The sequence below is a fragment of the Photobacterium damselae genome, from assembly GCF_003026815.1.
Taxonomy (GTDB): Bacteria; Pseudomonadota; Gammaproteobacteria; order Enterobacterales; family Vibrionaceae; genus Photobacterium; species Photobacterium damselae.
This window is the reverse complement of the sequence record NZ_PYOG01000004.1, coordinates 99,228-121,566: the sequence shown is the minus strand read 5'-3', so window position 1 is coordinate 121,566 and position 22,339 is coordinate 99,228. Positions and strand designations below refer to the sequence as shown.

Sequence of the window (22,339 nt, the reverse complement as noted above, 5' to 3'; positions counted from 1 at the left end):
GTCTTATAGTCACTCTATAACATATATACAGATCACAACTTTGAAAAGCACGGCTTAAAATGGTCGTGCTTTTTTGTGTTTAAATGTTTCTGAGTCTTGTTTTGCATTTTCGGCTAAGTATAATCGGACAGAAATTGATAACTATTATCATTACATTTTGCATTAAGGGATTTCTCAATGAAAAAACTGTTAGCTTCTGCGATTCTGGCTGGTCTAGCTGTACCACAAATGGCAACAGCAGCCGAAGAAGTCAATGTTTACTCTTACCGTCAGCCATTTTTGGTTGAGCCAATGTTTAAAGAATTCACTAAGGAAACAGGCATTAAAGTTAATGTTAAGTTTGCAAAAGAAGGATTGGCAGAGAAACTACAGCAAGAAGGTGAATACAGCCCAGCAGATGTGGTGTTAACAACAGATATTAGTCGTCTGGTTGAACTGTCTGATAAAAAGCTAGTTCAAGCGGTTGATAATAAAGTGATTGAAGCAAATGTACCGGCACAATACCGAGACTCTGAAGATGAGTGGTTTGCGCTTACATTACGTGCTCGTAACGTGTACTCATCAAAAGATCGTGTCGGTCAATTACCTGAATCTTTTGATTATCTCGATCTTGCAAAACCAGAATGGAAAGGGAAGATTTGTACTCGCTCAGGTAAGCACCCTTACAATGTATCGTTAGTTTCTTCTATGATTGCTCATTATGGCGAAGCAGAAACTAAGCAGTGGCTAGAAGGGGTAAAAGCAAATCTTGCGCGTAAACCTCAAGGTAATGACCGTGCTCAAGTAAAAGCGGTAAAAGAAGGTTTGTGTGACCTTGCGATTGGTAACAGTTACTACCTAGGCAAGATGATCAATGATCCTGAGCAAAAAGCATGGGCAGAAGCGGTATACATTGATTTCCCAGGTCAAAAAGCGAATGGTACGCATGTTAACGTTAGCGGTATGGCAATGGCGAAATACGCACCAAATAAAGCCAATGCGACCAAGCTAATGGAGTTTTTAACTGGTGATAAAGCTCAGCAGATGTATGCTGAAGTGAACTATGAATACCCAGTTAAAAATGGTGTGAAGCGTTCAGAGTTGGTTGAGTCTTGGGGCGAATTTACAGCGGATACATTACCGTTAGAGAAAGTGGCTGAATATCATAACAGTGCTATTAAGCTGTTAGATGAAACCAAGTTCGATCTGTAATTTGTTACAAAAAAGAGGAGTGTTTAGCTCCTCTTTTGCGTTTTTTCAGTCTTATAAAAACAGAATAATATGATAGGGTCATCCATGCGATAAGTGGCCATAGCTAAGGGATAGGTTAGTGCTGCGATGGTTCAATAAGACATAAGTTGTTTGCAATGAAAGAAAAATTTTTATTCTGGCAGACCAGCAGTTGGAGCTTATCTCTACTGCTGGTTTTGCCTATCTTGGCAATTTTTTTTACCGCACTGGGTCAATCGGACCAAGTTTTCTCTCATCTTCTTAATACGGTTATGCCGACTTATCTTGCCAATACGTTTTGGGTCGTAGTTGGTACCGTTGTTCTTGCTTTATTATTTGGTGTGCCATCTGCTTGGATCATGGCAATGTGTAAGGTGCCTTCAGAAAAGACTCTGCAGTGGGCTTTGGTCTTACCGCTTGCGATGCCAGGCTATATTGTTGGCTATATTTATACTGACTGGTTTGATTACGCAGGACCTATTCAGATCTTTTTACGAGATCTCTTTGGTTGGCAAACCGCGGCCGAATATTGGTTTCCAAATTTTCGCTCCATTGGTGGAGCGTGTTTTGTTTTAGCGTTAGTGCTGTATCCGTATATTTATTTGTTAGTACGCGCAGCTTTTATGGAGCAGAGTGTTAGCTTATTACAATCTGCCCGCCTATTGCGTTGTAATCCGTGGCAAAGTTTCTGTCGAGTCTCTTTACCTTTGGTTCGTCCTGCTATTGCGGTTGGTGTTTCTTTGGTTGCGATGGAGACGCTAGGGGATTTTGGTACAGTTAGCTACTTTGCAGTTAACACGTTAACAACTGCGGTTTATGACACCTGGTTGGGATACTCGAATCTTCATGCGGCAGCAAAAATCTCAGCACTGATGCTGGTGGTTATTTTTATTTTGATCAGTGCAGAGCGTTTTAGTCGCCGTAAGCAAAAACTGTTTCAACAGCAGCTAAATGGTAGTGATAGTGTTCGCTACACATTAACCGGATGGAAGAAGTGGTTAGCGGTTATTTGGTGTTGGGGATTGGTCACCGTTGCTTTTATTCTGCCAATGCTACAGTTAGCCGACTATGCATGGACCTATTTCGGTCAAAGTTGGACAGAGGCATTTCGGCAGTACAGTATTAACAGCTTCGTCGTCTCTATTGTGGCTGCAGTGATTGCTCTGTTTATTGCTCTATTGGTGAACTTTTCTCATCGTTTGGTACCGAGTAAATTTAATACGGTTCCAATTCGTCTTGCTTCTATGGGATATGCTGTACCCGGGACCGTGTTAGCCATCGGCGTTATGATTCCTCTCACAGGGGCGGATCATTTTATTAATGATGTTGCAAAATCGCTGGAATGGGGACGGCCAGGGCTTATCTTATCGGGGTCCATGTTTGCAATGATTTTTGCCTTTGTGGTGCGCTTTTCCGCGGTGGCGATTGGCAGTATTGAAAGTAGTTTAGCGAAAGTCTCACCATCTTTGGATATGGCATCAAAAACCATGGGTGTGGCATCATTTAAAATGTTACGACGTGTTCATTTTCCTCTGGTTCGTCGCGGCTGTTTGATTGCCGTTATTTTGGTTTTCATTGAGTCGATGAAAGAGTTGAATGCAGCACTATTATTGCGTCCTTTCAATTTTGAAACCTTGGCGACTTATGTCTTTAATTACGCTTCTGATGAACATTTGGAGCTCGCTGCGTTGCCCGCAATTTTGTTAATTTTAGTAGGGTTAGTCCCGCTTATTTTGGTTAATCGATCCCTGGAGCAGAAGTGATGATAAATCCAGCCTTAACTATTGAGAATTTAACCTGTTGTTACCATGGTCAGGCTGTGTTGCAACAGCTTTCTTTGGAGGTAAAGCAGGGAGAGATTGTCTGTCTATTAGGGGCTTCAGGTTGCGGTAAAACAACCCTACTTAAGTCTATTGCTGGCTTATTACCGCTATCATCAGGGAAAATGGTGATTGGTGATACCGTTGTGGCAGACAGTGGCGTTTGGCTTCCTCCTGAGCAGCGCAATATCGGTATGATTTTCCAAGATTATGCGCTGTTTCCTCATCTAACCGTGGCGCAAAATATTGCGTTTGGGCTGCATGACTGGAGCAAAGATCGTGTGACTGACAAGGTCGCACAAATGCTGGAATTGGTGCATTTGCAAGGACTTGATAACCGTTATCCCCATCAACTCTCTGGTGGCCAGCAGCAGCGTGTTGCTATTGCGCGTGCTTTGGCCCAAGAGCCTGACTTAATCTTACTCGATGAACCTTTTTCTAATATTGATACGCAAGTACGTCATGGTTTAATCCGTGATATTCGCCAGATTTTCAAACAGCAAGGGGTGACTGCGATTTTCGTTACTCACAGTCGAGAAGAAGCTTTTGCGTTTGCTGATCGTATGGCGGTGATGAACCACGGTATTATTGAGCAATTTGGCCCGGCAACTGAACTGTACTATCGTCCAAGCAGTCGATTTGTGGCTGAGTTCTTGGGGACTGGGTCATATCTACCAGCTCAAGTGACTGCCGATGCGCTGACAACGCCATTTGGTCATGTACCTACATCTTCTTTAGCTGTGATGCAGCAGGGAAGTTCAGTTGATTGGTTACTGCGACCACAAAATATTAGCTTGGCCCCAAATTTTGATGGTAAAGGGATCATCATTGAACAGGTATTTATGGGGGATTGTTGCCGTTACACAGTTGATTATTTAGGTCATCAGTTAGTGGTCAATTCCCATCATATTTTACAAGTGGGAGAGCGAGTTGATATTGCAATCGAGCCCCATGAACCAGTTGTTTTTGCAAAGGCTGTTTAAACATTTGTATTGGCATAGATGAGATAAAAAAAGACCTGCATAGTGAACAGGTCTTTTTTATTTAGCTGGTGTCTTACAGGCTCTGTAAATAGCTATCAGCTTGTCGCTGCATAATTTCAGGGTCTAAGGTTAGGTGCGTTTGTAAGTACAGCACATAACAGGTACCGTGAAACATATGCGCTAAATCTGATGCAGATTGAGAGCGGCTAAATTCTCCAGCCGTTAATCCCTGTTCAAAAACCGAAGTTAACTTTTGTAAGTTATTTTTATTGGTTTTAATAAACAGCGGCCAAATATCATCACGTACTGATGTACTCCATTCAAACCAGACTTTTAGCCAATCGTGCTGCTCTATAACAGCTTTAATTAAGCAATCGGTAAGGTTAGTTAGTTTGGCTTTTGCTGTTGGCATTTCATCGTTGAGAGAGTGTGTCAGTAGTTTATTGAAACGAGATTCAACGTGAATTAATACCTGTTCTACTAAATCTTCGCGAGTTGGAAAATAATTGAAAACGGTCGCAACAGAGACATTTGCCATTTCCGCGATATCTGCGTGGCCCCCTCGGCCAATACCACGACGAGCAAAAACATCCAGTGCGCTATTGAGTAGCTGCTCTCGACGTTTTTCTGGAGATAAGCGAGTACGAGTACGCTTAATCACCATGTCCATATTGTTATTCATTCCTAGCCCTATTTGTATTAATTAGTATTTATTTTTGTACTGAATAACTTTACCTAACCCATAAAAGGTGTCAAACAGAACCTTGACTGTGCGAGTCATTTTTTTGACATAGTGTGATAGAAATAACGTTTGCGTAGAATGAGTGGTACAATGTTTAATGGACTTGGTTAGATAAATAGCCTGTACGATCGTATTTGTGGAGAGGAATATGAAACAACACACCATCGAAGTGATGATTAGTGAGCAAGAAGTTCAAGAGCGTATTAAAGAGTTAGGTCAACAGATCACTGAGCATTATAAAGACTCAAAAGATTTAGTGTTGGTTGGTCTACTTCGTGGTTCATTTGTATTTTTAGCGGATTTAGCTCGTGCAATTAATCTAACTCATGAAGTTGATTTCATGACTGCTTCAAGCTACGGCAATACCATGGAAAGTAGCCGTGATGTGCGTATCTTAAAAGACCTTGATGATGACATTAAAGGTAAAGACGTACTGATTGTTGAAGATATTATTGATACAGGTAATACGCTAAGTAAAGTTCGTGAGATTTTAGAGCTACGTGAACCAAACTCCATTCGCATTTGTACTCTGCTTGATAAGCCAGAGCGTCGTGAAGTGAATGTACCTGTAGAGTGGTATGGCTTTGTGATTCCAGATGAGTTTGTGGTAGGTGTTGGTATCGACTATGCACAAAAATACCGTCATTTACCTTACATTGGTAAAGTGACACTACTTGAAGACTAAGATTTTGGTCTAGTTAGAAAGATAAAGCGACTTAATGAAGTCGCTTTTTTTATCACTGAAATAAATATTATGAATTACAGTGATTTTTCTAACGCTTCAACCGCAGGTAAAATAGCAGACATAGCCGCTTGGTAAGAAACTTCGAGGCTTTCGCGGCTGGTTGCGGTGACGCCAAGATCTCTGAGGACGCCATCACCAATCCCGTAGATCCAGCCATGAATTTTCACTTGCTGACCACGCTCCCAAGCTTGCTGCATAATGGTGGAGTTACCTAGGTTATAAACTTGAGAAGCGACATTGATTTCACAGAGCTTATTATCCCAATCTTCGCGATCGAGAGCCCCTAAATCGCTACGGTGCTTAAGATACAGATCGCGAATGTGTAGAAGCCAGTTATTGATCAAGCCTAGCTGCGGATTCTCAATTGCTGCTGTTACACCACCACAGCCATAGTGACCACAAATAATAATATGGCGAACCTTGAGAACATCGACTGCATATTGTACAACTGATAAGCAGTTAAGGTCGGTATGGATAACTTGGTTAGCAACATTTCGGTGAACGAAAAGCTCACCAGAATCTAATCCAGTTAGGCGCTCAGCTGGAACTCGGCTATCGGAGCAGCCAATCCAAAGGTACTGAGGGTGTTGAGCTTCTGCTAGGTGGGAAAAAAACTCAGGGGTTTCTTCCTTGATATTTTCCGACCAAGCTAGGTTATTTGCGAATAACTGTTTTATATCTGCCATGATAATACCTTTTGTTGATATGTCCCTTAATATACACAAGCTGAGCTGATAGCAAATCGGATTAGTTATGTAATTTTCTAACAATAAGATCGCATTTTATGAACGCTCTGGAAATAAAAAATTTAAATAAGATATATAAGGGTGGAGTAAATGCCCTTAAAAACATGAGCTTAGAAGTTAAGAAAGGTGACTTTTTTGCGCTTCTAGGTCCAAATGGTGCTGGTAAATCGACGACAATCGGTATCATAAGTTCGTTGGTAAATAAAACATCTGGTTCGGTTAGTATTTTTGGTTTTGACTTAGATAAGCAAAAAGTTGAAGCAAAAAATCAGCTTGGACTCGTACCGCAAGAGTTCAATTTCAACCCTTTTGAAACCGTAGAACAAATTGTGATGAACCAAGCGGGCTATTACGGGGTTGAACGCTCTGTTGCTAAAGAGCGAGCTAAAAAATATCTCTCTCAGTTGGATCTTTGGGGTAAACGAGGGGAGCGAGCTCGTAATTTATCTGGTGGAATGAAACGCCGTTTAATGATTGCTCGTGCTCTGATGCATGAACCTAAATTATTGATCTTAGATGAGCCAACTGCGGGGGTAGATATTGAACTTCGCCGATCTATGTGGACATTCTTACGCAGTATCAATGAACAAGGGGTGACCATTATTTTGACCACCCACTATTTAGAAGAAGCTGAGATGTTGTGTCGTAATATCGGCATTATTAATCATGGTGAGTTAATCGAAAACACCACGATGAAATCATTATTGAGCAAATTGGAGGCTGAGACCTTTATTCTGGATCTCAGTGCGCCTATTGAAACCGTAGCACTTGAACAGGTTGTGTGGCGTTTGCTTGATAGCACAACCTTAGAGATTGAGATTAATAAAGGTGAAAGCCTAAATCATGTTTTTGCCCAATTGTCAGAGCAGGGCATCAATGTGCAATCGATGCGAAATAAAGCCAACCGTTTAGAAGAGTTATTTGTCACATTGGTGGCGCAAGCAAAAGAGGATAAGGCATGAGACACCAATATTGGATCGCCTTTAAGAGTTTAATCACCAAAGAAGTTCATCGTTTTACCCGTATTTGGGTGCAAACATTGGTGCCACCTGCAATCACCATGACCCTGTATTTTATTATCTTTGGTAATTTGATCGGTAGTCGAATCGGAGAGATGCACGGTTTTAGCTATATGGCGTATATCGTGCCGGGTTTAATTATGATGTCGGTGATTACGAACTCCTATTCGAATGTCGCATCTTCCTTTTTTAGTTCGAAGTTTCAGCGCAATATTGAAGAGCTTTTAGTTGCGCCAGTACCTAATTACATCATCATTGCGGGTTATGTCGGCGGTGGTGTTTTACGTGGTCTTGGGGTGGGCTTTATTGTTTCTATGGTGTCACTCTTCTTTGTCAAACTCTCTATTGCCCATATTGGCGTAGTGATTGCGACGGTTGTCTTAACCTCTATTGTGTTTTCACTCGGTGGTTTGATTAATGCCGTATTTGCGCGTACTTTTGATGACATCAGTATTATTCCCACCTTTGTATTAACCCCTTTAACCTATCTTGGTGGTGTTTTCTATTCTATTGATCTGCTGCCTGAGTTTTGGCAAGGCGTGTCAAAACTTAACCCTATTGTCTATATGGTCAATGCGTTTCGTTATGGCTTTTTAGGAGTATCGGATGTGGGTATCGGGACTTCGTTTGCAGTATTAGTTGTTCTTGTTGCTGCACTTTATGCGGTGGCGTATCACTTAATTTCAAAAGGTATTGGTCTACGAACTTAAGCAGGATATCCCAAAGCGATATATCCAAACTTAATATCACTCCATTTGTGATATAAAAAAACGCAGCGCTCTATAAAAATAGAGGCTGCGTTTTTTAATATTCAGTAATGAATGATTACTCTTCAACTGCCTCGGTGACAGTTGTGGTTTGTATTGGCGTAAGATCAACAACTTGGTTATCGATAAGACGAGCTTTACCTAGTTGCGCAGCCATGAGGATAACGGCTTTAGTGCTAGTTTCGCTTACTGGTTGCAGCGTTACAGCATCGCGAATAAAGCTAGCATCAGGCTGTAAACCCGCAGCACGCAGCTGATCATTGGCATCAACAATCAAATCATCATAGTCGGTACGGCCACCACGCATCTGACTGCTAACCCAACGCATAGTGCGAGCCAACACAGGAGCACGCTGGCGTTCATCAACGGTTAGATAACCATTACGAGAACTTAGCGCAAGGCCATCCAGCTCACGAACTGTTGGTACACCAACGATCTCAATGTCCATCGCCATGTCTTTAACCATCTGGCGAATTAATGCTAGTTGCTGGTAGTCTTTTTCACCAAAGCAAGCTACATCAGGCTGCACGATATTAAACAGCTTGGTAACGATAGTTGCTACACCACGGAAATGACCTGGACGTAGAGCACCTTCTAGCATTTGTGAAAGAATAGGCACTTCAACAAAAGTTTGTGATTCAAGACCTTGTGGGTACATCATTTCAGGTGTTGGGGTGAAGACTACATCAACATGTTCTGCATCTAGCTTAGTTAGATCATCGTCTAAAGTGCGAGGATAGTTTTGTAGATCTTCTGGTTTGTCGAACTGCATTGGGTTGACAAAAATACTGACCACGACAATATCTGCATATTTACGCGCTTTACGTACCAAGCGCATATGACCGTCGTGTAAATTGCCCATAGTTGGAACAAAAGCAATGCGGCGACCTTCACGGCGCCAAGTGCGAACTTGCTCTCGCATTGAGGCAATATCGGCGAATGTTTGCATCTCTATTCCTTATTCAAAGGTACGTTGAGCATCAGGAAATGCACCTGATTCAACTTCTTCTAAAAATTTACGAACTGCAGCACGCACGTCTCCAGTTTCAGCTAGATAGTTCTTGGAGAACTTAGGAATGTAATTAGCTGAAATACCGAACACATCATGCATAACCAGAATTTGACCATCGGTTACATTACCGGCACCGATGCCAATGACAGGGACATCAACCGCGTTGGTAATTCGCTCGGCTAGACTAACTGGTACACATTCAAGCAGAATCACTTGAGCACCAGCACGCTGAAGTAGAATAGCATCTTTTACCATCTGCTCAGCGCGGTCTGCGTCACGACCTTGCACTTTAAAGCCACCAAAAATGTTAACTGACTGAGGTGTTAGCCCTAAGTGAGCACAAACAGGAATTGCGCGTTCTGTCAGTTTTGTGATGGTCTCTGCCAGCCATGCGCCACCTTCAAGCTTCACCATATTGGCGCCAGCTCGCATCAGTTGCGCGGCATTATCGCAGGCTTGTTCTGGGGTGCCGTAGCTCATAAACGGCATATCTGCCATTAATAAGGAGTTTTGATTGCCAGCACGAACACAACGTGTGTGATAAGCAATATCTTCTACTGTTACGGGTAAGGTATCGGGTTTGCCTTGTAGCACCATACCTAATGAATCACCTACCAGTAGAACTGGAACCTCTTGTTGCTCAAAAAGTTGAGCAAAACTCGCATCGTATGCAGTAATTGATGCGAACTTACGACCTTCACGCTTCCATGTCATCAGATCGTTAATAGTAATTTTTTTCATAGCTTCTCCCTTGCCCTAATCTTACTCACTTATGCCAAATAGCTAAGCCGTTACGGTCTACCTGAGTTAATAACGCTTGCAAAGATGTGTTATCAGGCAGTACCAGATCAGGGGTAATTTCGGCCAGTGGATAAAGTACGAATTCACGCACTTTCATTCCATAGTGTGGAACGGTTAGACGTTCACAATCGTGCACTAGATCGCCATATAAGATGATATCGAGATCCAGTGTTCTAGGGCCCCAACGCTCATCCTTTCGCACACGACCATGCTCAAGCTCAATCGCCTGAGTTCTGTCCAGTAGGTCTAATGGAGCTAATGGGGTGTCGATAGCAACAACCGCATTAATATAGTCGGGTTGATCTTGAGGTCCCATTGGGCTACTGCTGTAGAGGGACGACTCTGCAACCACATAAATATCAGGTGTGTTTTTAAGTGCTTCAATGGCACTTTTTGCTTGGGCGACAGGATCGCCCAAGTTACTGCCGATCGCAATATAAGCTCGGATCATGATGATGTTTTCGTCTGCTGTGGCTTTTTAGGTCCATTATTACGACGAGGGCGGCGACGTGGACGACGACGTTGAGGATTACCGCCATTGTCGTTGATCGCTTGTACCATTTTGCTGCGAACAAAACGATCTGCAGCTTGGAAGTCTTGCCACCATTTTGCCAGTTCTTTGATGTCGTCTTGTTCGAAGTGGCTACGCATCTCTAGGAAATCAAACGCTGCACGGAACTTCGGATGCTCAAACATCTTAAATGCGCGTTTACCGGTACGACGGCTAAAGCGTAATTGTTGCATCCAAATATCACGAATCGTGGTGGTATGACGACGAGGAATAGCAATACTACGAACCTGTTCATCTAAGATGTCGTTTGCCGCAACCATAAATGCATCATAGAAGGTTAGGCCACTAGCATAGGTGATCTCTTCAGCACGAGTCATTAATGGATACCACAGCATAGCAGCAAACATAAATGCAGGGTTAATGCGCTTGCCTTCAGCGATACGCTCATCTGTTGCTTGCAGAATGTGTTCAAGCATCAGTTCTGTTTGGCTGCTACGATCTTCTGTGAAGTGTTCGCCAAGCAGTGGGAATAGTTGCTCAAATAGATTGTATTGACGCAATAGATGATAAGTCGCTAAACCTTGACCTGATTGCAGCAGTTTCAGACTCTCTTCAAACAGGCGTGCCGCTGGAATATCTTGCAGCAGGTGAGCCAGTTGTTTGATTGGTGCTTCGGTATTACGCTCGATGTTCATATCAAGCTTTGCTGCAAAGCGAACTGCACGCAGCATACGTACAGGGTCTTCTCGGTAGCGTGTTTCAGGATCGCCTATTAAACGAATGATGCCATCATCAAGATCTTCAACACCATGAGCATAATCGGTCACAGTAAAATCTTTTACGCTGTAGTAAAGCGCATTGATAGTAAAATCGCGACGTTCAGCATCTTCATCAATGGTGCCATATACGTTATCACGCAATAGCATGCCTGATTGGTTTTGCGCTGAAGTCTGTTTCTGTTTAGCTTCTTTTTCTTTTGGTAGTGGTTGAGGATCTGAGTGGTGACCACGGAAGGTCGCAACTTCAATAATATCTCGACCAAATAAAATATGAGCTAAACGGAAACGACGTCCGACTAAACGACAGTTACGAAATAGGGCTTTGATCTCTTCGGGTGTTGCATTGGTTGCAATATCGAAGTCTTTTGGCTGCTTGTTGAGTAGTAAATCACGGACGCCACCACCAACAAGATAGGCGTCAAATCCCGCTTTATTTAGACGATAAAGCACCTTCAACGCATTTTCGCTGATGTCTTTTCTTGAAATTCCGTGTTCTTGACGTTGGTAAACTTGCAAACTCTGATCCTCAGTGAACTCATCAGAAGCTTGTCGATTCAATATCTTACGGCAGAAAGTGGCAACTCGACTAAAAATAAAACACCCCATTTTTCATATATATCGTTCAACAGACAGCCGCATATGATATATCACGGCTGCACATTTTAGAATGCCAGAGTGATGGCTGTCGCTTGTGGCAGGTTATCTACTTGCCAATGCGCGATGCCCCAACTCAGTATTTCTTCAATAGAATTAGACGCTAATTCGTTAGGTGGCTGCATGGCAAGAAAATGCATTGCGGCCAATAACTGCGGTCTAGGATCCTGTTTGTTGATAGCAGGAGCATGATTCTGTTTAGATAACTTACAACCATTATCCATTGTAGCTAATGGTAAATGTAAGTAACTCACTTCAGGTTGTTGCAATAATTGGTACAAGCTAATTTGACGACCCGTTGGTTCAATCAAATCGGCACCTCGAACCACCTCGGTAACACCTTGTTCAATATCATCGAGTACCACGGCAAGATTATAAGCAAACAGACCATCGCGGCGGCGAATGATAAAGTCTTCAGCGGCTAATTGTGCTGGAATGTCGATACGGCCATGAAGTTGGTCGATAAAGTGAGTTATTGGATTATCTATTTTAAGTCGAATTGAACTTTCATCTGCACCGTGATTGAGGTGGCGACAAGTTCCTAAATAGTAGCCGCCGCCATCTTTGATCTGTTTACGAGTACATTGACAGTAGTAGGCATCACCCGTTACTAACCAGTGTTCTACTTGGCTTTGGTATACATCAAGGCGCTGACTTTGATACATCAATTCGCCATCCCAATGTAGCCCAAAGGCATCCAAGGTACGCAATATATCATCGGCAGCACCTGGCATTTCACGAGGTGGATCCAGATCTTCGATTCGGACGATCCAGCGACCTTGTTGTGACTTGGCTTGTAAATAGCTTCCTAATGCCGCCACCAAAGAACCAAAGTGGAGTGGTCCTGATGGTGATGGGGCAAAGCGGCCAACATATTGATGATTGCGTTCTGTACTCATAACAAATAAGGCAGTTAAATTAAACGGCTTACGGTTAATGGATCGAATAGGGCAACCAAACTGATTAGCCCACTTAAGCAGAAAGCTAATCAGTTTGGTGTCAAGAATATGGGTGCAATGGTTTTGCAACTATCATTAACAGCCTATCCGATAATAAAGAGTCTCTAATGTCGTAATTGGGTTTCAATTGCCATAAATAGAGACAAAAGAAAGAGGGAGCACTCTGCTCCCTCTTTCTTGCTGCTGCATAATACCTTGTTAAGGATTAACCAGCCATCTGTTTTTCTTTTAGCTCAGCGAGAGTTTTACAGTCAATGCAAAGTTCTGCTGTTGGGCGAGCTTCAAGACGACGAATACCGATTTCGATACCACATGAATCACAGAAGCCGAAATCATCATCTTCGATACGCTGAAGTGTTTTTTCGATTTTCTTGATTAGCTTACGCTCGCGGTCGCGGTTACGAAGTTCTAAGCTGAACTCTTCTTCCTGCGCTGCGCGGTCTACAGGATCTGGGAAGTTCGCGGCTTCGTCCTGCATGTGGTTTACTGTGCGACCAACTTCTTCACGTAGCTGGTTACGCCAAGCATCGAGAATCTTACGGAAGTGCTCAAGTTGAGCCTCACCCATGTACTCTTCGCCTGCTTTTTCTTGGTAAGGTTGTACCCCAGCAATAGCCAGGATGCCTAGTGATTTTTTAACGTTGCTCTCTGGCATATAGCATCTCCTAATATACCTAATAACCGTCACTGGTTAAAAATGGGCGGTATCTATAGCAGAAAGGTTCTTTGGTGGCAATTACAGCTTATCTTCAATTTTACACCAATGTGAAGAATTCAACATTTTTCAGTTTGAATGGTGAAATTGTAGCCGTTTATTGATTGCCATTTCATCTGTTGCAATACTTGCTTGATAACAGATGATCTCGACGCCTGCCTGTTCCGCCTGTTTAAGTAAATGGTAATAGTTCGGGTCTATATGGTGTGCGATAGCGACATTTTCAATCCCTGAATGCAAAATAGCGAAAAAAAGCACCGCTCGGTGTCCTTGTTGTGCCATCTCCATCAATTCTCGAAGGTGTTTTTGACCGCGAGTCGTCACAGCATCAGGAAATAGGCCTTGCCCATGTTCTGCTAGCAACGTGACACTTTTGACTTCGATATAGCAATCCGCTTTCGCTTCATCTTGCAGTAGGATATCAATTCGGCTGTTTTCACTGCCATATTTCACTTCTGTACGCAGAGTGCTGTAGCCTGCGAGTTCAGGAATGATTTGATGATTAATCGCTTCTTCTACCAAACGGTTTGCTTGAGCGGTATTTACACAGATCCAATTTCCTTGCTGAGTGTAAGTGAGCTCCCAACTATTGGGATACTTACGCTTTGGGTTATCGGAGGTGGAATACCAAACCGTACTTCCTGGTTCCGCACAACCGGTCATGGCCCCTGTATTTGCGCAATGAATCGTGATTTCACGGCCATCTGCTAAGGACACATCGGCTAAAAAACGTTTATAGCGTTTAATGAGGGTGGCAGGTTGTAGTGGTTTTGCAAACTTCATAGAACCTCTTTGTTTGTTTTACGTACAAATATAGCGAATCTGTCATGTTTTCTGCTATTTTGAACAGCATTCAGACCATAGGTTTTGCAAATGGTGCCATTAATAAGCAAAAAATATACACAAAATAAGGTGTTTTTGTGGTCTATTCGTTTTTGATGAGACTGCAAGTTTTATCCCAAGCCCGTTACAATAGTGACGTATTTAATGATTAAAAGGCTCCGCTGTGGCTCAACTTCCTATTGATGCAGTATTAGCAGATATTACAACCGCATTGCAATCTGGCTCCCAACTTATCTTAAAAGCGCCTCCAGGGGCAGGTAAATCGACGCAATTACCGCTGCATTTGCTTAGAACGGCATTTTGTTCAGAAAAGTGTTCAGGAAAGATAATTTTGCTGGAACCTAGACGTTTGGCGGCTCGTAATATTGCTCGCTATTTGGCATCTCAATTAGGTGAAGAGGTTGGCCAAACGGTGGGATTGCGCATGCGAGGTGAAAATAAGGTTAGCAGCCAAACTCAGTTAGAGATTGTAACTGAGGGGGTGATGACCAAGATGCTTCAGCAAGATCCTGAGCTTAATGGCATCGAGCTACTGATTTTTGATGAGTTTCACGAGCGTAGTATTCATGCCGATACCGCGCTTGCTCTGGCTTTGGAAGTTCAAGAAGCGTTGCGAGATGATCTGAAAATCTTATTGATGTCGGCAACCTTAGATCAACAGGCACTACAAAACTTACTGCCAGAGGCCCATTATATTGAGTCTCAAGGTCGTTGCTATCCGATAGAATACCGTTATCAGTCTCTGCGAAATATTCGTGATTTGACCGAGCAATGCAGTAAAGCCATCCTGCAACTGCTACGAACGGAAACGGGCTCTATATTAGTATTTTTGCCTGGTGTTGGTGAAATCAAGCGGGTTGAGGAGCTATTACAGCAGCACGATCTTGGTGCTAATGTTGTGATTGCTCCTTTATATGGTCAACAGAGTTTATCTGCCCAGCAACAAGCCATAATGCCAACGGCGCAAGGGCAGCGAAAAGTGGTACTGGCGACCAATATTGCAGAAACCAGTTTAACCATTGAAGGCATACGGTTAGTCATCGACTGTGGCTTAGAGCGCATTGCACAATGGGACGGTCGTAGCGGTATTAGCCGATTAGAATTGGTCAAAATCGCTCAATCATCGGCAGAACAACGAGCTGGTCGAGCAGGACGATTAGAACCTGGAATCTGTGTGCGTCTTTACAGTGAAGAACAATTAAGTCGTCAGCCCATTGTTCCTGTCCCTGAGATTCAACGAGCTGATTTAACCTCATTGGCGCTGGAATTAGCTCAGTGGGGATGTCGTGATATCAGCGACCTGCAATGGCTCACTCTACCGCCTAAATCATCCATGCAAGCGGCGTATCAGCTGTTGTCACGTCTTGGGCTTTGTCAGATAGATAGACAGTTGACCGAGCTAGGACAACGACTCTATCAACTTGGAACCGATCCTCGTCATGGATTGATGCTATTGCAAGGCGAGCAACTGACTGAGCAAGGGTATGACCATGGTGTAGCAACGGCAGCTCTGTTAGTGGCATTGCTAGAAAATCCACCTAAAGGGGTGAATAATCCAGACTTAGCTTTTGCCCTTAATCTGTTGGATGAAAAAAAACTGGCTCAAGGTGGCAGCTATTTGCAACGAGCTCAGCAGTACGCAACTAAGTTTGGCCACCAGATCAAGCCAGGCCAGATCCACCTTGAACTGATAGCGGTTATTCTTGCCGCCGGTTATCCCGATCGCATTGCTAAAGCACGTACTCAATTAGGCCGTTATGGATTGGCAAATGGACAAGGAGCCATGATTAATGACGATGAGAAGCTTGCTGGTAATGACTATTTAGTGGTGGCAGATTTAGTACGAACACAACAAGGTGATAGTCGAATATTTAGTGCAGTGGCTGCGGATATTGCGCTATTAGAGCAATACTTGCCTTATCTGTTTGAACGTAAATCTTGGTTAGATTGGGATGAGAAAAAAGGGCGATTAACCGCAGAAGAGCGTCTCTATTGTGGTCAGTTAATTGTGAGTACAAAAGCGTTACCTGAACCGAGTGCCGATCAGACGGCTGAAGCGTTACTAAATGCAGTGCGCCGTAAAGGGCTAAGTTGTCTGCCGTGGAATGAAGCCAGTCAAAATCTATTGGTACGAGCGCGAAATGCTCAGCATTGGAATCTTAACCTGACTTTACCTGATCTCTGTGATAACGGCTTATTACAAGGCCTAGATCAGTGGTTAGCGCCTTATCTACAGGGCATAAATTCTTTTAAGGCTTTAGCCAAACTTAATCTGGTCGCAGCACTAGAGGCGTATATTGGTTGGGAAGCGATGCAACAACTTAACCTATGGTTGCCTACTCACTATCAGGTGCCAACGGGATCGAATATTCGTTTGCGTTATGAGTTACATCAGCCGCCTGTTCTTGCGGTTAAACTGCAAGAGATGTTTGGCGAACCAACATCTCCTTCGATTGCTAATGGTCAAGTTCGATTGGTGTTAGAGCTGTTATCGCCTGCACAAAGGCCGCTACAAATCACTCAAGACTTAGCGGCTTTTTGGCAAGGCTCTTACCGAGAGGTACAAAAAGAGATGAAAGGGCGCTATCCCAAGCACCCGTGGCCTGATGATCCAGCAAGTCATATTCCAACCCGAAAGACTAAACGCCAGCTTTAAGACTTTAATAACAGAGATAAATAATAGATATCAGGCGTTGTGCTGAGCTATTTCCCACTGGTTTAAGTTATCGATTCGCGTCAATTGTCGCAAACCATGATACCTGTATATATGAACAGGATTCATAATCAGGTATCATGGCATTTAGGAATCGATAATTAGATAATCAAATAGTGATGGATGATGACTAAGTTGCCTGCCAATATAAGCCATATTAGCGCTCACAATCAGTCTCTTTCTCAACGAAAGTGCGCCCAAAGACCCAGCTCTCGCCGAAAAAAAACGGGCGATGAGGGGGAAGATAAAAAAACGCCTACCCGAAAACCGCCAGCCAAGAAAGCGCCTGCAAAAAAGCCTGAACCGAAAAAAACGGCAGAAAAGAAGCCGGCAGTAAAAAAAGCACCAAGTAAGAAAACCTCATCAAAAAAGAAGAAAGCGAAAACCGCAAAAGTATCAACTTGGCAGAAAAAACTGGCTTGGCTTGCTTTTAAAATTGGTCTAGTTGTATTGGCTATTTTGCTAGTTATCGGTATTTATCTTGATAATGTGGTACGCAGCAAAATGGACGGCCAAACATGGCAGTTACCTTCAGTTGTTTATGGTCGAGTACTCACTCTTGAGCCCGGACTTACGCTCTCTCTTCCTGCCTTAAAACGCGAATTGGATGTGTTGCAGTACCATAAAGTGGCTCAGCCAAATCAAATTGGTGAGTATGCCGCATCTAGCCATTCTATTGAGTTTATTCGTCGTGCTTTTGATTTCCCAACCGGAAAAGAAGGGCGCCGTCACGTAAAAATTAATTTTAGTGGCAGTGAAATTAGCTCAATTGTTGATATGAGCAATAACCGTAAATTGGGTTATGTTCGTTTAGAGCCCAAAATGCTTGGTATGCTGGGAGCTACCAGCGATGAACAGCGTATGTTCTTGCCATTAAACCAATTTCCTAAGTTATTAAGCCAAGCTTTAATTACGACCGAGGATCGTGATTTTTATGAGCATGATGGTGTCTCTCCAATGGCGATTGCTCGTGCTCTGTTTGTCAATCTAAGGGCCGGGCGAACCGTTCAAGGAGGCAGTACCTTAACGCAGCAGTTAGCAAAGAACCTATTCCTAAGTCGTGAACGAAGCTTATGGCGTAAGATCCGAGAAGCGTATATTGCCGTAATTTTAGATTATCGCTATAGCAAAGATCGCATCTTAGAAGCGTATTTAAATGAGGTGTACATGGGGCAAAATGGTGGCAAAGAGGTCCACGGTTTTGCTTTAGGTGCTCGACTTTATTTTGGTCGCCCAGTACAAGAGCTGGCACCAGAGCAGTTGGCTATGCTGGTGGGTATGGTTAAAGGACCATCACAATTTAACCCTTGGCGACACCCTGAGCGTACTAGAGAGCGCCGAGACCTCGTTCTACGATTATTGATGGATAATGACATTATCTCAGGTCAAGAGTATGAGCTTGCTGCGTCCAAGCCGCTGGGAGTACAAAAAGCACCGCAGATAGCCACTCGTCAGCCCGCTTACTTTGATTTATTACGTCGAGAGCTAAGAGACAGTGTTGGTGATATTTACCAATTAGGTTATGGCTTGAAGATTTTTAGTACCTTAGATCCGGTTTCCCAGCAAGATGCTGAAGATGCCGTTGAGGCTATGGTGCCGCAGCTAAATAAACGAGCTGGGATGCAAGTGGAAACTGCTATGGTGGCTGCAGATCGAATGAGTGGTGAGATCCGTGCCATGATCGGAGGAAGTCGCACCGGATATGCTGGTTTTAACCGAGCTTTAGATGCAAGTCGTCAAATTGGCTCATTGGTTAAGCCGGCGGTTTATCTCTCTGCTCTGCGTCAACCGAATCGCTATACCCTAGCAACGACTTTAGATGATAAGCCGATTGTACTGCGAGGTAGTAATGGGGATAACTGGAAACCTCGTAACTATGATCGTAAATACCGAGGTGCTGTACCGCTGTATTTGGCTTTAGCTAAATCTCTTAACGTACCGACAGTGAATCTAGGTTTGCAAGTAGGCTTAAAAGACGTCATTCATACATTAAGCGAACTTGGCGTGAATCCAGATGAAGTACCTCATGTGCCATCGATCCTTTTGGGCTCATTTACTTTAACACCGCTTGAAGTGACCCAGATGTTCCAAAGTATTGCCAGTGGCGGAAAACGAGCGCCGTTATCTGCGTTACGTGCTGTGATGACAAAAGAAGGGAAGGTGGTGTATCAGCATGTGCCTAAATATCAACAGGTAGTGCCATTACAGGCCGCTTGGCTTACAACCTATGCCATGAAGCGGGTTGTGAGTGAAGGGACAGCTCGTTATCTCCAGAGTAAATTTGGCTATGCCTCACTTGCGGGTAAGACTGGTACTACGGATAAATCTCGTGATAGTTGGTTTGCCGGGGCTGATGGACGTGAAGTGGTCGCGATCTGGGTTGGACGTGATGATAACAAATCGGTGCGTTTAACTGGCTCAAGTGGAGCGCTGCGTATTTATGGTGAGTATTTAACACGCCGTAAACCAGAGCCATTGCGTTTACCCTGGCCTCAACAAATCCGTACGGTGAAGTATCAACGCTTAAGTAATGGTACATTACGTTTTGATTGTGGTGGTAATGTGTCACTTCCTGCGTGGGATCAAAATGGCAGTTTGAAAGCTGCGTGCCAAGGTGGTGGCAGCAAGCAACCTGCCGCATGGATTCAGAATATGTTTGCAAATTAATATTTGCGCGTTAATTGAGTCAATGAGGTCCTCAGTATAGAAATATGCTGGGGATTTTTTTTATATTCAGTATCGTAAGGATAGGGCGATGTACTGAGTCTGCTAAGGCTAGCTCTAAAATCACATCGGGGATGGACCGTTACCACGGAAACAAATATTGAAGGACGTAGCGTAGTAAATATTGAGTGATGGAGTAGGGGATTGATTTTATTGAGATGAAAAAAAACCTCATCAGATGATGAGGTTTCTTAATAGATGGTGCCGACTACCGGAGTCGAACTGGTGACCTACTGATTACAAGTCAGTTGCTCTACCTACTGAGCTAAGTCGGCACTAAATCTGTAGATTTCAAGACACTCAAATGAGATATCACAAAATCGAATGTGGCTCCTCCTGCTGGACTTGAACCAGCGACATACGGATTAACAGTCCGCCGTTCTACCGACTGAACTAAGGAGGAATAGTGGTGCCTCGAGGCGGAATCGAACCACCGACACGGGGATTTTCAATCCCCTGCTCTACCGACTGAGCTATCGAGGCAAAAATAGGGGAGGTAAATCCTCTATTTTGCTCTTACTACAAGAGTAAGAAGAATAATGGTGCCGACTACCGGAGTCGAACTGGTGACCTACTGATTACAAGTCAGTTGCTCTACCTACTGAGCTAAGTCGGCACAAAATCCGTGGATTTCAAGATACTCAAATGAGATATCATAAAATCAAATGTGGCTCCTCCTGCTGGACTTGAACCAGCGACATACGGATTAACAGTCCGCCGTTCTACCGACTGAACTAAGGAGGAATAGTGGTGCCTCGAGGCGGAATCGAACCACCGACACGGGGATTTTCAATCCCCTGCTCTACCGACTGAGCTATCGAGGCAAAAATAGGGGAGGTAAGTCCTCTATTTTGCTCTTACTACAAGAGTAAGAAGAATAATGGTGCCGACTACCGGAGTCGAACTGGTGACCTACTGATTACAAGTCAGTTGCTCTACCTACTGAGCTAAGTCGGCACAAAATTCGTGGATTTCAAGATACTCAAATGAGATATCATAAAATCAAATTTGGCTCCTCCTGCTGGACTTGAACCAGCGACATACGGATTAACAGTCCGCCGTTCTACCGACTGAACTAAGGAGGAATAGTTTGTTGCATCACACATTACTTCGAAAGGGAAGTAATGGTGCCTCGAGGCGGAATCGAACCACCGACACGGGGATTTTCAATCCCCTGCTCTACCGACTGAGCTATCGAGGCAACGAGGCGCATTAAAAAGGTTTTCCGTCTTTTCGTCAACGGTTTTTTTGAAAAAAAAATCCAATGCTTGTTTTTTTGCTCTTTTTGCTGGAATTTTAAACTTAATTGCGTGATTTATTACTGCTATTTGAAAATGTTAACCTTCTTTGCAAGAGATTTTATAAGGGGGATTTAATCGAAAATAGGGTGTTTTATTTCCCGTTTTTTGGCCGATTTTGTTAAGGTCGGGTGATGGATAGAAAAAAGAGTCTAATAGAAATCTATTTTGAGAGTCGTAACTCAGTTAAATAACTGGGCGGGGAGCTTTTAATGTCTGTTTTATTGAACTCGAAAAGCAGAAAGATTGCCCTATCTGTCGCTAATGAATCGAAAGAGTCCAAGAGTAAAATGGATCGGGAAGGATTAATTTGGCCTGATAGACATTGCTGGCTGCATCATGTTGAGAAAAAGAGCGGATAGTCAGCCATGGACTGTATTGCTGTTGAAGCCGCTGGATCAATGTTACTCCCCAAACCTCAGGTAAGTGATTATCCTCCGTTAAAATTAACTCGGTAAAAATGACTTCTTGCTGATAATAATTATGAACTTGAAACCAGATTCGATCTCCTGCAAAAGTTTGGAGTTTGCTGGCAATTAAGTAGCCATGATCTGAATTACTATGATCTAAGGAGTTAGGCTCTAAGTACTTCTGGCCGTAGGTCGGTTGAGCCAAAGGGGACGAGGGGAGTTGATGGCGATTTAAGGTATCCGTTTCTATGTTTATCTCAGCCGAGAATGCCCAGCTTACCGTTGAATTTAAGATAAGTAATAAATAACAGAGTAAAGCCGTTAGGTTCATAGCTGCTGTCTATGATAAATAAATGATGGTGACAGTTTGCAAATACGTACTGAAATTCGAAGCTTAGCTTAACAATATAGGTTTAAATTGAGAGGTCGCTTGAAGCAATGGGGTGGGTGATGAGTACGATAGCACCGTAATTGTTATCTCGCTCGCACTGATATTTCCCTGTAATTTTGGATATACCATCACAATAGATTTTGTTGAGATGAAAAAAAACCTCATCAGATGATGAGGTTTCTTAATAGATGGTGCCGACTACCGGAGTCGAACTGGTGACCTACTGATTACAAGTCAGTTGCTCTACCTACTGAGCTAAGTCGGCACTAAATCTGTAGATTTCAAGACACTCAAATGAGATATCACAAAATCGAATGTGGCTCCTCCTGCTGGACTTGAACCAGCGACATACGGATTAACAGTCCGCCGTTCTACCGACTGAACTAAGGAGGAATAGTGGTGCCTCGAGGCGGAATCGAACCACCGACACGGGGATTTTCAATCCCCTGCTCTACCGACTGAGCTATCGAGGCAAAAATAGGGGAGGTAAGTCCTCTA

The 22,339-nt window shown here is 43.4% G+C and carries 18 protein-coding genes and 12 tRNA genes; 8 read left to right on the top strand and 22 right to left on the bottom strand.

The window, feature by feature from the left end:
* The first annotated feature begins 177 nt into the window (after window positions 1-177).
* The 3 genes from CTN07_RS06185 (at window position 178) to CTN07_RS06175 (ending at window position 4,012) form a co-directional block, all read left to right on the top strand.
* Complete coding sequence (locus tag CTN07_RS06185) at window positions 178-1,191, top strand: Fe(3+) ABC transporter substrate-binding protein (RefSeq protein ID WP_005297636.1); 1,014 nt, start codon at window positions 178-180, stop codon at window positions 1,189-1,191.
* Window positions 1,192-1,346: 155 nt separating this feature from the next.
* On the top strand, window positions 1,347-2,972 hold the full coding sequence (locus CTN07_RS06180; RefSeq protein WP_005297638.1) for an ABC transporter permease: 1,626 nt from the start codon (window positions 1,347-1,349) through the stop codon (window positions 2,970-2,972).
* 2 nt (window positions 2,973-2,974) lie between these two features.
* The gene (locus CTN07_RS06175) at window positions 2,975-4,012 is read left to right on the top strand and encodes an ABC transporter ATP-binding protein (RefSeq protein WP_036764789.1); all 1,038 of its coding nucleotides are present in this window, start codon (window positions 2,975-2,977) and stop codon (window positions 4,010-4,012) included.
* Window positions 4,013-4,085: 73 nt separating this feature from the next.
* On the opposite strand, the gene CTN07_RS06170 is transcribed toward CTN07_RS06175, so the two are convergent.
* Window positions 4,086-4,682, bottom strand: a complete 597-nt coding sequence (locus CTN07_RS06170; protein WP_005297642.1) for a TetR/AcrR family transcriptional regulator — start codon at window positions 4,680-4,682, stop codon at window positions 4,086-4,088.
* 220 nt (window positions 4,683-4,902) lie between these two features.
* Between CTN07_RS06170 and hpt the strand changes: the two genes are divergently transcribed.
* Window positions 4,903-5,439: a hypoxanthine phosphoribosyltransferase gene (gene hpt, locus CTN07_RS06165; RefSeq protein ID WP_005297644.1), complete on the top strand. Its 537-nt coding sequence runs from the start codon at window positions 4,903-4,905 to the stop codon at window positions 5,437-5,439.
* A 74-nt stretch (window positions 5,440-5,513) separates the two neighbouring features.
* Here hpt and can read toward each other — a convergent pair whose 3' ends face one another.
* The gene (gene can / locus CTN07_RS06160; protein ID WP_005297646.1) at window positions 5,514-6,185 is read right to left on the bottom strand and encodes a carbonate dehydratase; all 672 of its coding nucleotides are present in this window, start codon (window positions 6,183-6,185) and stop codon (window positions 5,514-5,516) included.
* A gap of 98 nt (window positions 6,186-6,283) precedes the next feature.
* Between can and CTN07_RS06155 the strand changes: the two genes are divergently transcribed.
* Both CTN07_RS06155 and CTN07_RS06150 read left to right on the top strand, forming a co-directional pair.
* Window positions 6,284-7,207, top strand: a complete 924-nt coding sequence (locus CTN07_RS06155) for an ABC transporter ATP-binding protein (RefSeq protein ID WP_005297648.1) — start codon at window positions 6,284-6,286, stop codon at window positions 7,205-7,207.
* Window positions 7,204-7,974 (top strand): ABC transporter permease, encoded by a 771-nt coding sequence (locus CTN07_RS06150; RefSeq protein ID WP_005297650.1) that lies wholly within the window; start codon window positions 7,204-7,206, stop codon window positions 7,972-7,974. Before CTN07_RS06155 ends, CTN07_RS06150 begins: the two co-directional genes overlap by 4 nt.
* Window positions 7,975-8,089: 115 nt before the next feature.
* On the opposite strand, the gene panC is transcribed toward CTN07_RS06150, so the two are convergent.
* The 7 genes from panC to sfsA form a co-directional block, all read right to left on the bottom strand.
* The gene (gene panC / locus CTN07_RS06145; protein ID WP_005297652.1) at window positions 8,090-8,980 is read right to left on the bottom strand and encodes a pantoate--beta-alanine ligase; all 891 of its coding nucleotides are present in this window, start codon (window positions 8,978-8,980) and stop codon (window positions 8,090-8,092) included.
* 9 nt (window positions 8,981-8,989) lie between these two features.
* Window positions 8,990-9,784 carry a 3-methyl-2-oxobutanoate hydroxymethyltransferase gene (panB, locus tag CTN07_RS06140; protein ID WP_005297653.1) on the bottom strand — a complete coding sequence of 265 codons (795 nt, stop codon included), beginning with the start codon at window positions 9,782-9,784 and terminating at the stop codon, window positions 8,990-8,992.
* A 25-nt stretch (window positions 9,785-9,809) separates the two neighbouring features.
* A complete protein-coding gene (gene folK, locus CTN07_RS06135) occupies window positions 9,810-10,295 on the bottom strand; it encodes a 2-amino-4-hydroxy-6-hydroxymethyldihydropteridine diphosphokinase (protein ID WP_036763212.1) in 486 nt (161 codons plus the stop codon).
* Window positions 10,292-11,740 (bottom strand): polynucleotide adenylyltransferase PcnB, encoded by a 1,449-nt coding sequence (gene pcnB / locus CTN07_RS06130; RefSeq protein WP_080551703.1) that lies wholly within the window; start codon window positions 11,738-11,740, stop codon window positions 10,292-10,294. Before pcnB ends, folK begins: the two co-directional genes overlap by 4 nt.
* A gap of 56 nt (window positions 11,741-11,796) precedes the next feature.
* Entirely contained in the window at window positions 11,797-12,687 is an 891-nt protein-coding gene (gene gluQRS / locus CTN07_RS06125) for a tRNA glutamyl-Q(34) synthetase GluQRS (protein ID WP_036764796.1), read from the bottom strand.
* Window positions 12,688-12,952: 265 nt separating this feature from the next.
* Complete coding sequence (gene dksA, locus CTN07_RS06120; protein ID WP_005297660.1) at window positions 12,953-13,402, bottom strand: RNA polymerase-binding protein DksA; 450 nt, start codon at window positions 13,400-13,402, stop codon at window positions 12,953-12,955.
* A gap of 129 nt (window positions 13,403-13,531) precedes the next feature.
* Window positions 13,532-14,245: a DNA/RNA nuclease SfsA gene (gene sfsA, locus CTN07_RS06115; RefSeq protein ID WP_005297662.1), complete on the bottom strand. Its 714-nt coding sequence runs from the start codon at window positions 14,243-14,245 to the stop codon at window positions 13,532-13,534.
* 223 nt (window positions 14,246-14,468) lie between these two features.
* Here sfsA and hrpB point away from each other — a divergent pair, with 223 nt between their 5' ends.
* Together hrpB and mrcB are read left to right on the top strand one after the other, a co-directional pair.
* Complete coding sequence (gene hrpB / locus CTN07_RS06110; RefSeq protein WP_005297665.1) at window positions 14,469-16,961, top strand: ATP-dependent helicase HrpB; 2,493 nt, start codon at window positions 14,469-14,471, stop codon at window positions 16,959-16,961.
* Window positions 16,962-17,141: 180 nt separating this feature from the next.
* On the top strand, window positions 17,142-19,685 hold the full coding sequence (mrcB, locus tag CTN07_RS06105; RefSeq protein ID WP_005297667.1) for a penicillin-binding protein 1B: 2,544 nt from the start codon (window positions 17,142-17,144) through the stop codon (window positions 19,683-19,685).
* 256 nt (window positions 19,686-19,941) lie between these two features.
* Here mrcB and CTN07_RS06100 read toward each other — a convergent pair.
* The 13 genes from CTN07_RS06100 to CTN07_RS06040 form a co-directional block, all read right to left on the bottom strand.
* Window positions 19,942-20,017 (bottom strand) — tRNA-Thr (locus CTN07_RS06100).
* A gap of 52 nt (window positions 20,018-20,069) precedes the next feature.
* Window positions 20,070-20,145: transfer RNA gene (locus CTN07_RS06095), tRNA-Asn, on the bottom strand.
* A 4-nt stretch (window positions 20,146-20,149) separates the two neighbouring features.
* Window positions 20,150-20,225: transfer RNA gene (locus CTN07_RS06090), tRNA-Phe, on the bottom strand.
* A 57-nt stretch (window positions 20,226-20,282) separates the two neighbouring features.
* A tRNA-Thr gene (locus CTN07_RS06085) sits at window positions 20,283-20,358 on the bottom strand.
* Window positions 20,359-20,410: 52 nt separating this feature from the next.
* Window positions 20,411-20,486, bottom strand: a tRNA-Asn gene (locus tag CTN07_RS06080).
* A 4-nt stretch (window positions 20,487-20,490) separates the two neighbouring features.
* Window positions 20,491-20,566: transfer RNA gene (locus tag CTN07_RS06075), tRNA-Phe, on the bottom strand.
* 57 nt (window positions 20,567-20,623) lie between these two features.
* Window positions 20,624-20,699 (bottom strand) — tRNA-Thr (locus CTN07_RS06070).
* A 52-nt stretch (window positions 20,700-20,751) separates the two neighbouring features.
* Window positions 20,752-20,827, bottom strand: a tRNA-Asn gene (locus CTN07_RS06065).
* Window positions 20,828-20,867: 40 nt separating this feature from the next.
* Window positions 20,868-20,943, bottom strand: a tRNA-Phe gene (locus CTN07_RS06060).
* A 358-nt stretch (window positions 20,944-21,301) separates the two neighbouring features.
* A complete protein-coding gene (locus tag CTN07_RS06055; protein WP_036763213.1) occupies window positions 21,302-21,781 on the bottom strand; it encodes a hypothetical protein in 480 nt (159 codons plus the stop codon).
* Between the two features lie 249 nt (window positions 21,782-22,030).
* Window positions 22,031-22,106: transfer RNA gene (locus CTN07_RS06050), tRNA-Thr, on the bottom strand.
* Window positions 22,107-22,158: 52 nt separating this feature from the next.
* Window positions 22,159-22,234, bottom strand: a tRNA-Asn gene (locus CTN07_RS06045).
* Window positions 22,235-22,238: 4 nt separating this feature from the next.
* A tRNA-Phe gene (locus tag CTN07_RS06040) sits at window positions 22,239-22,314 on the bottom strand.
* Between the last annotated feature and the right edge of the window lie 25 nt (window positions 22,315-22,339).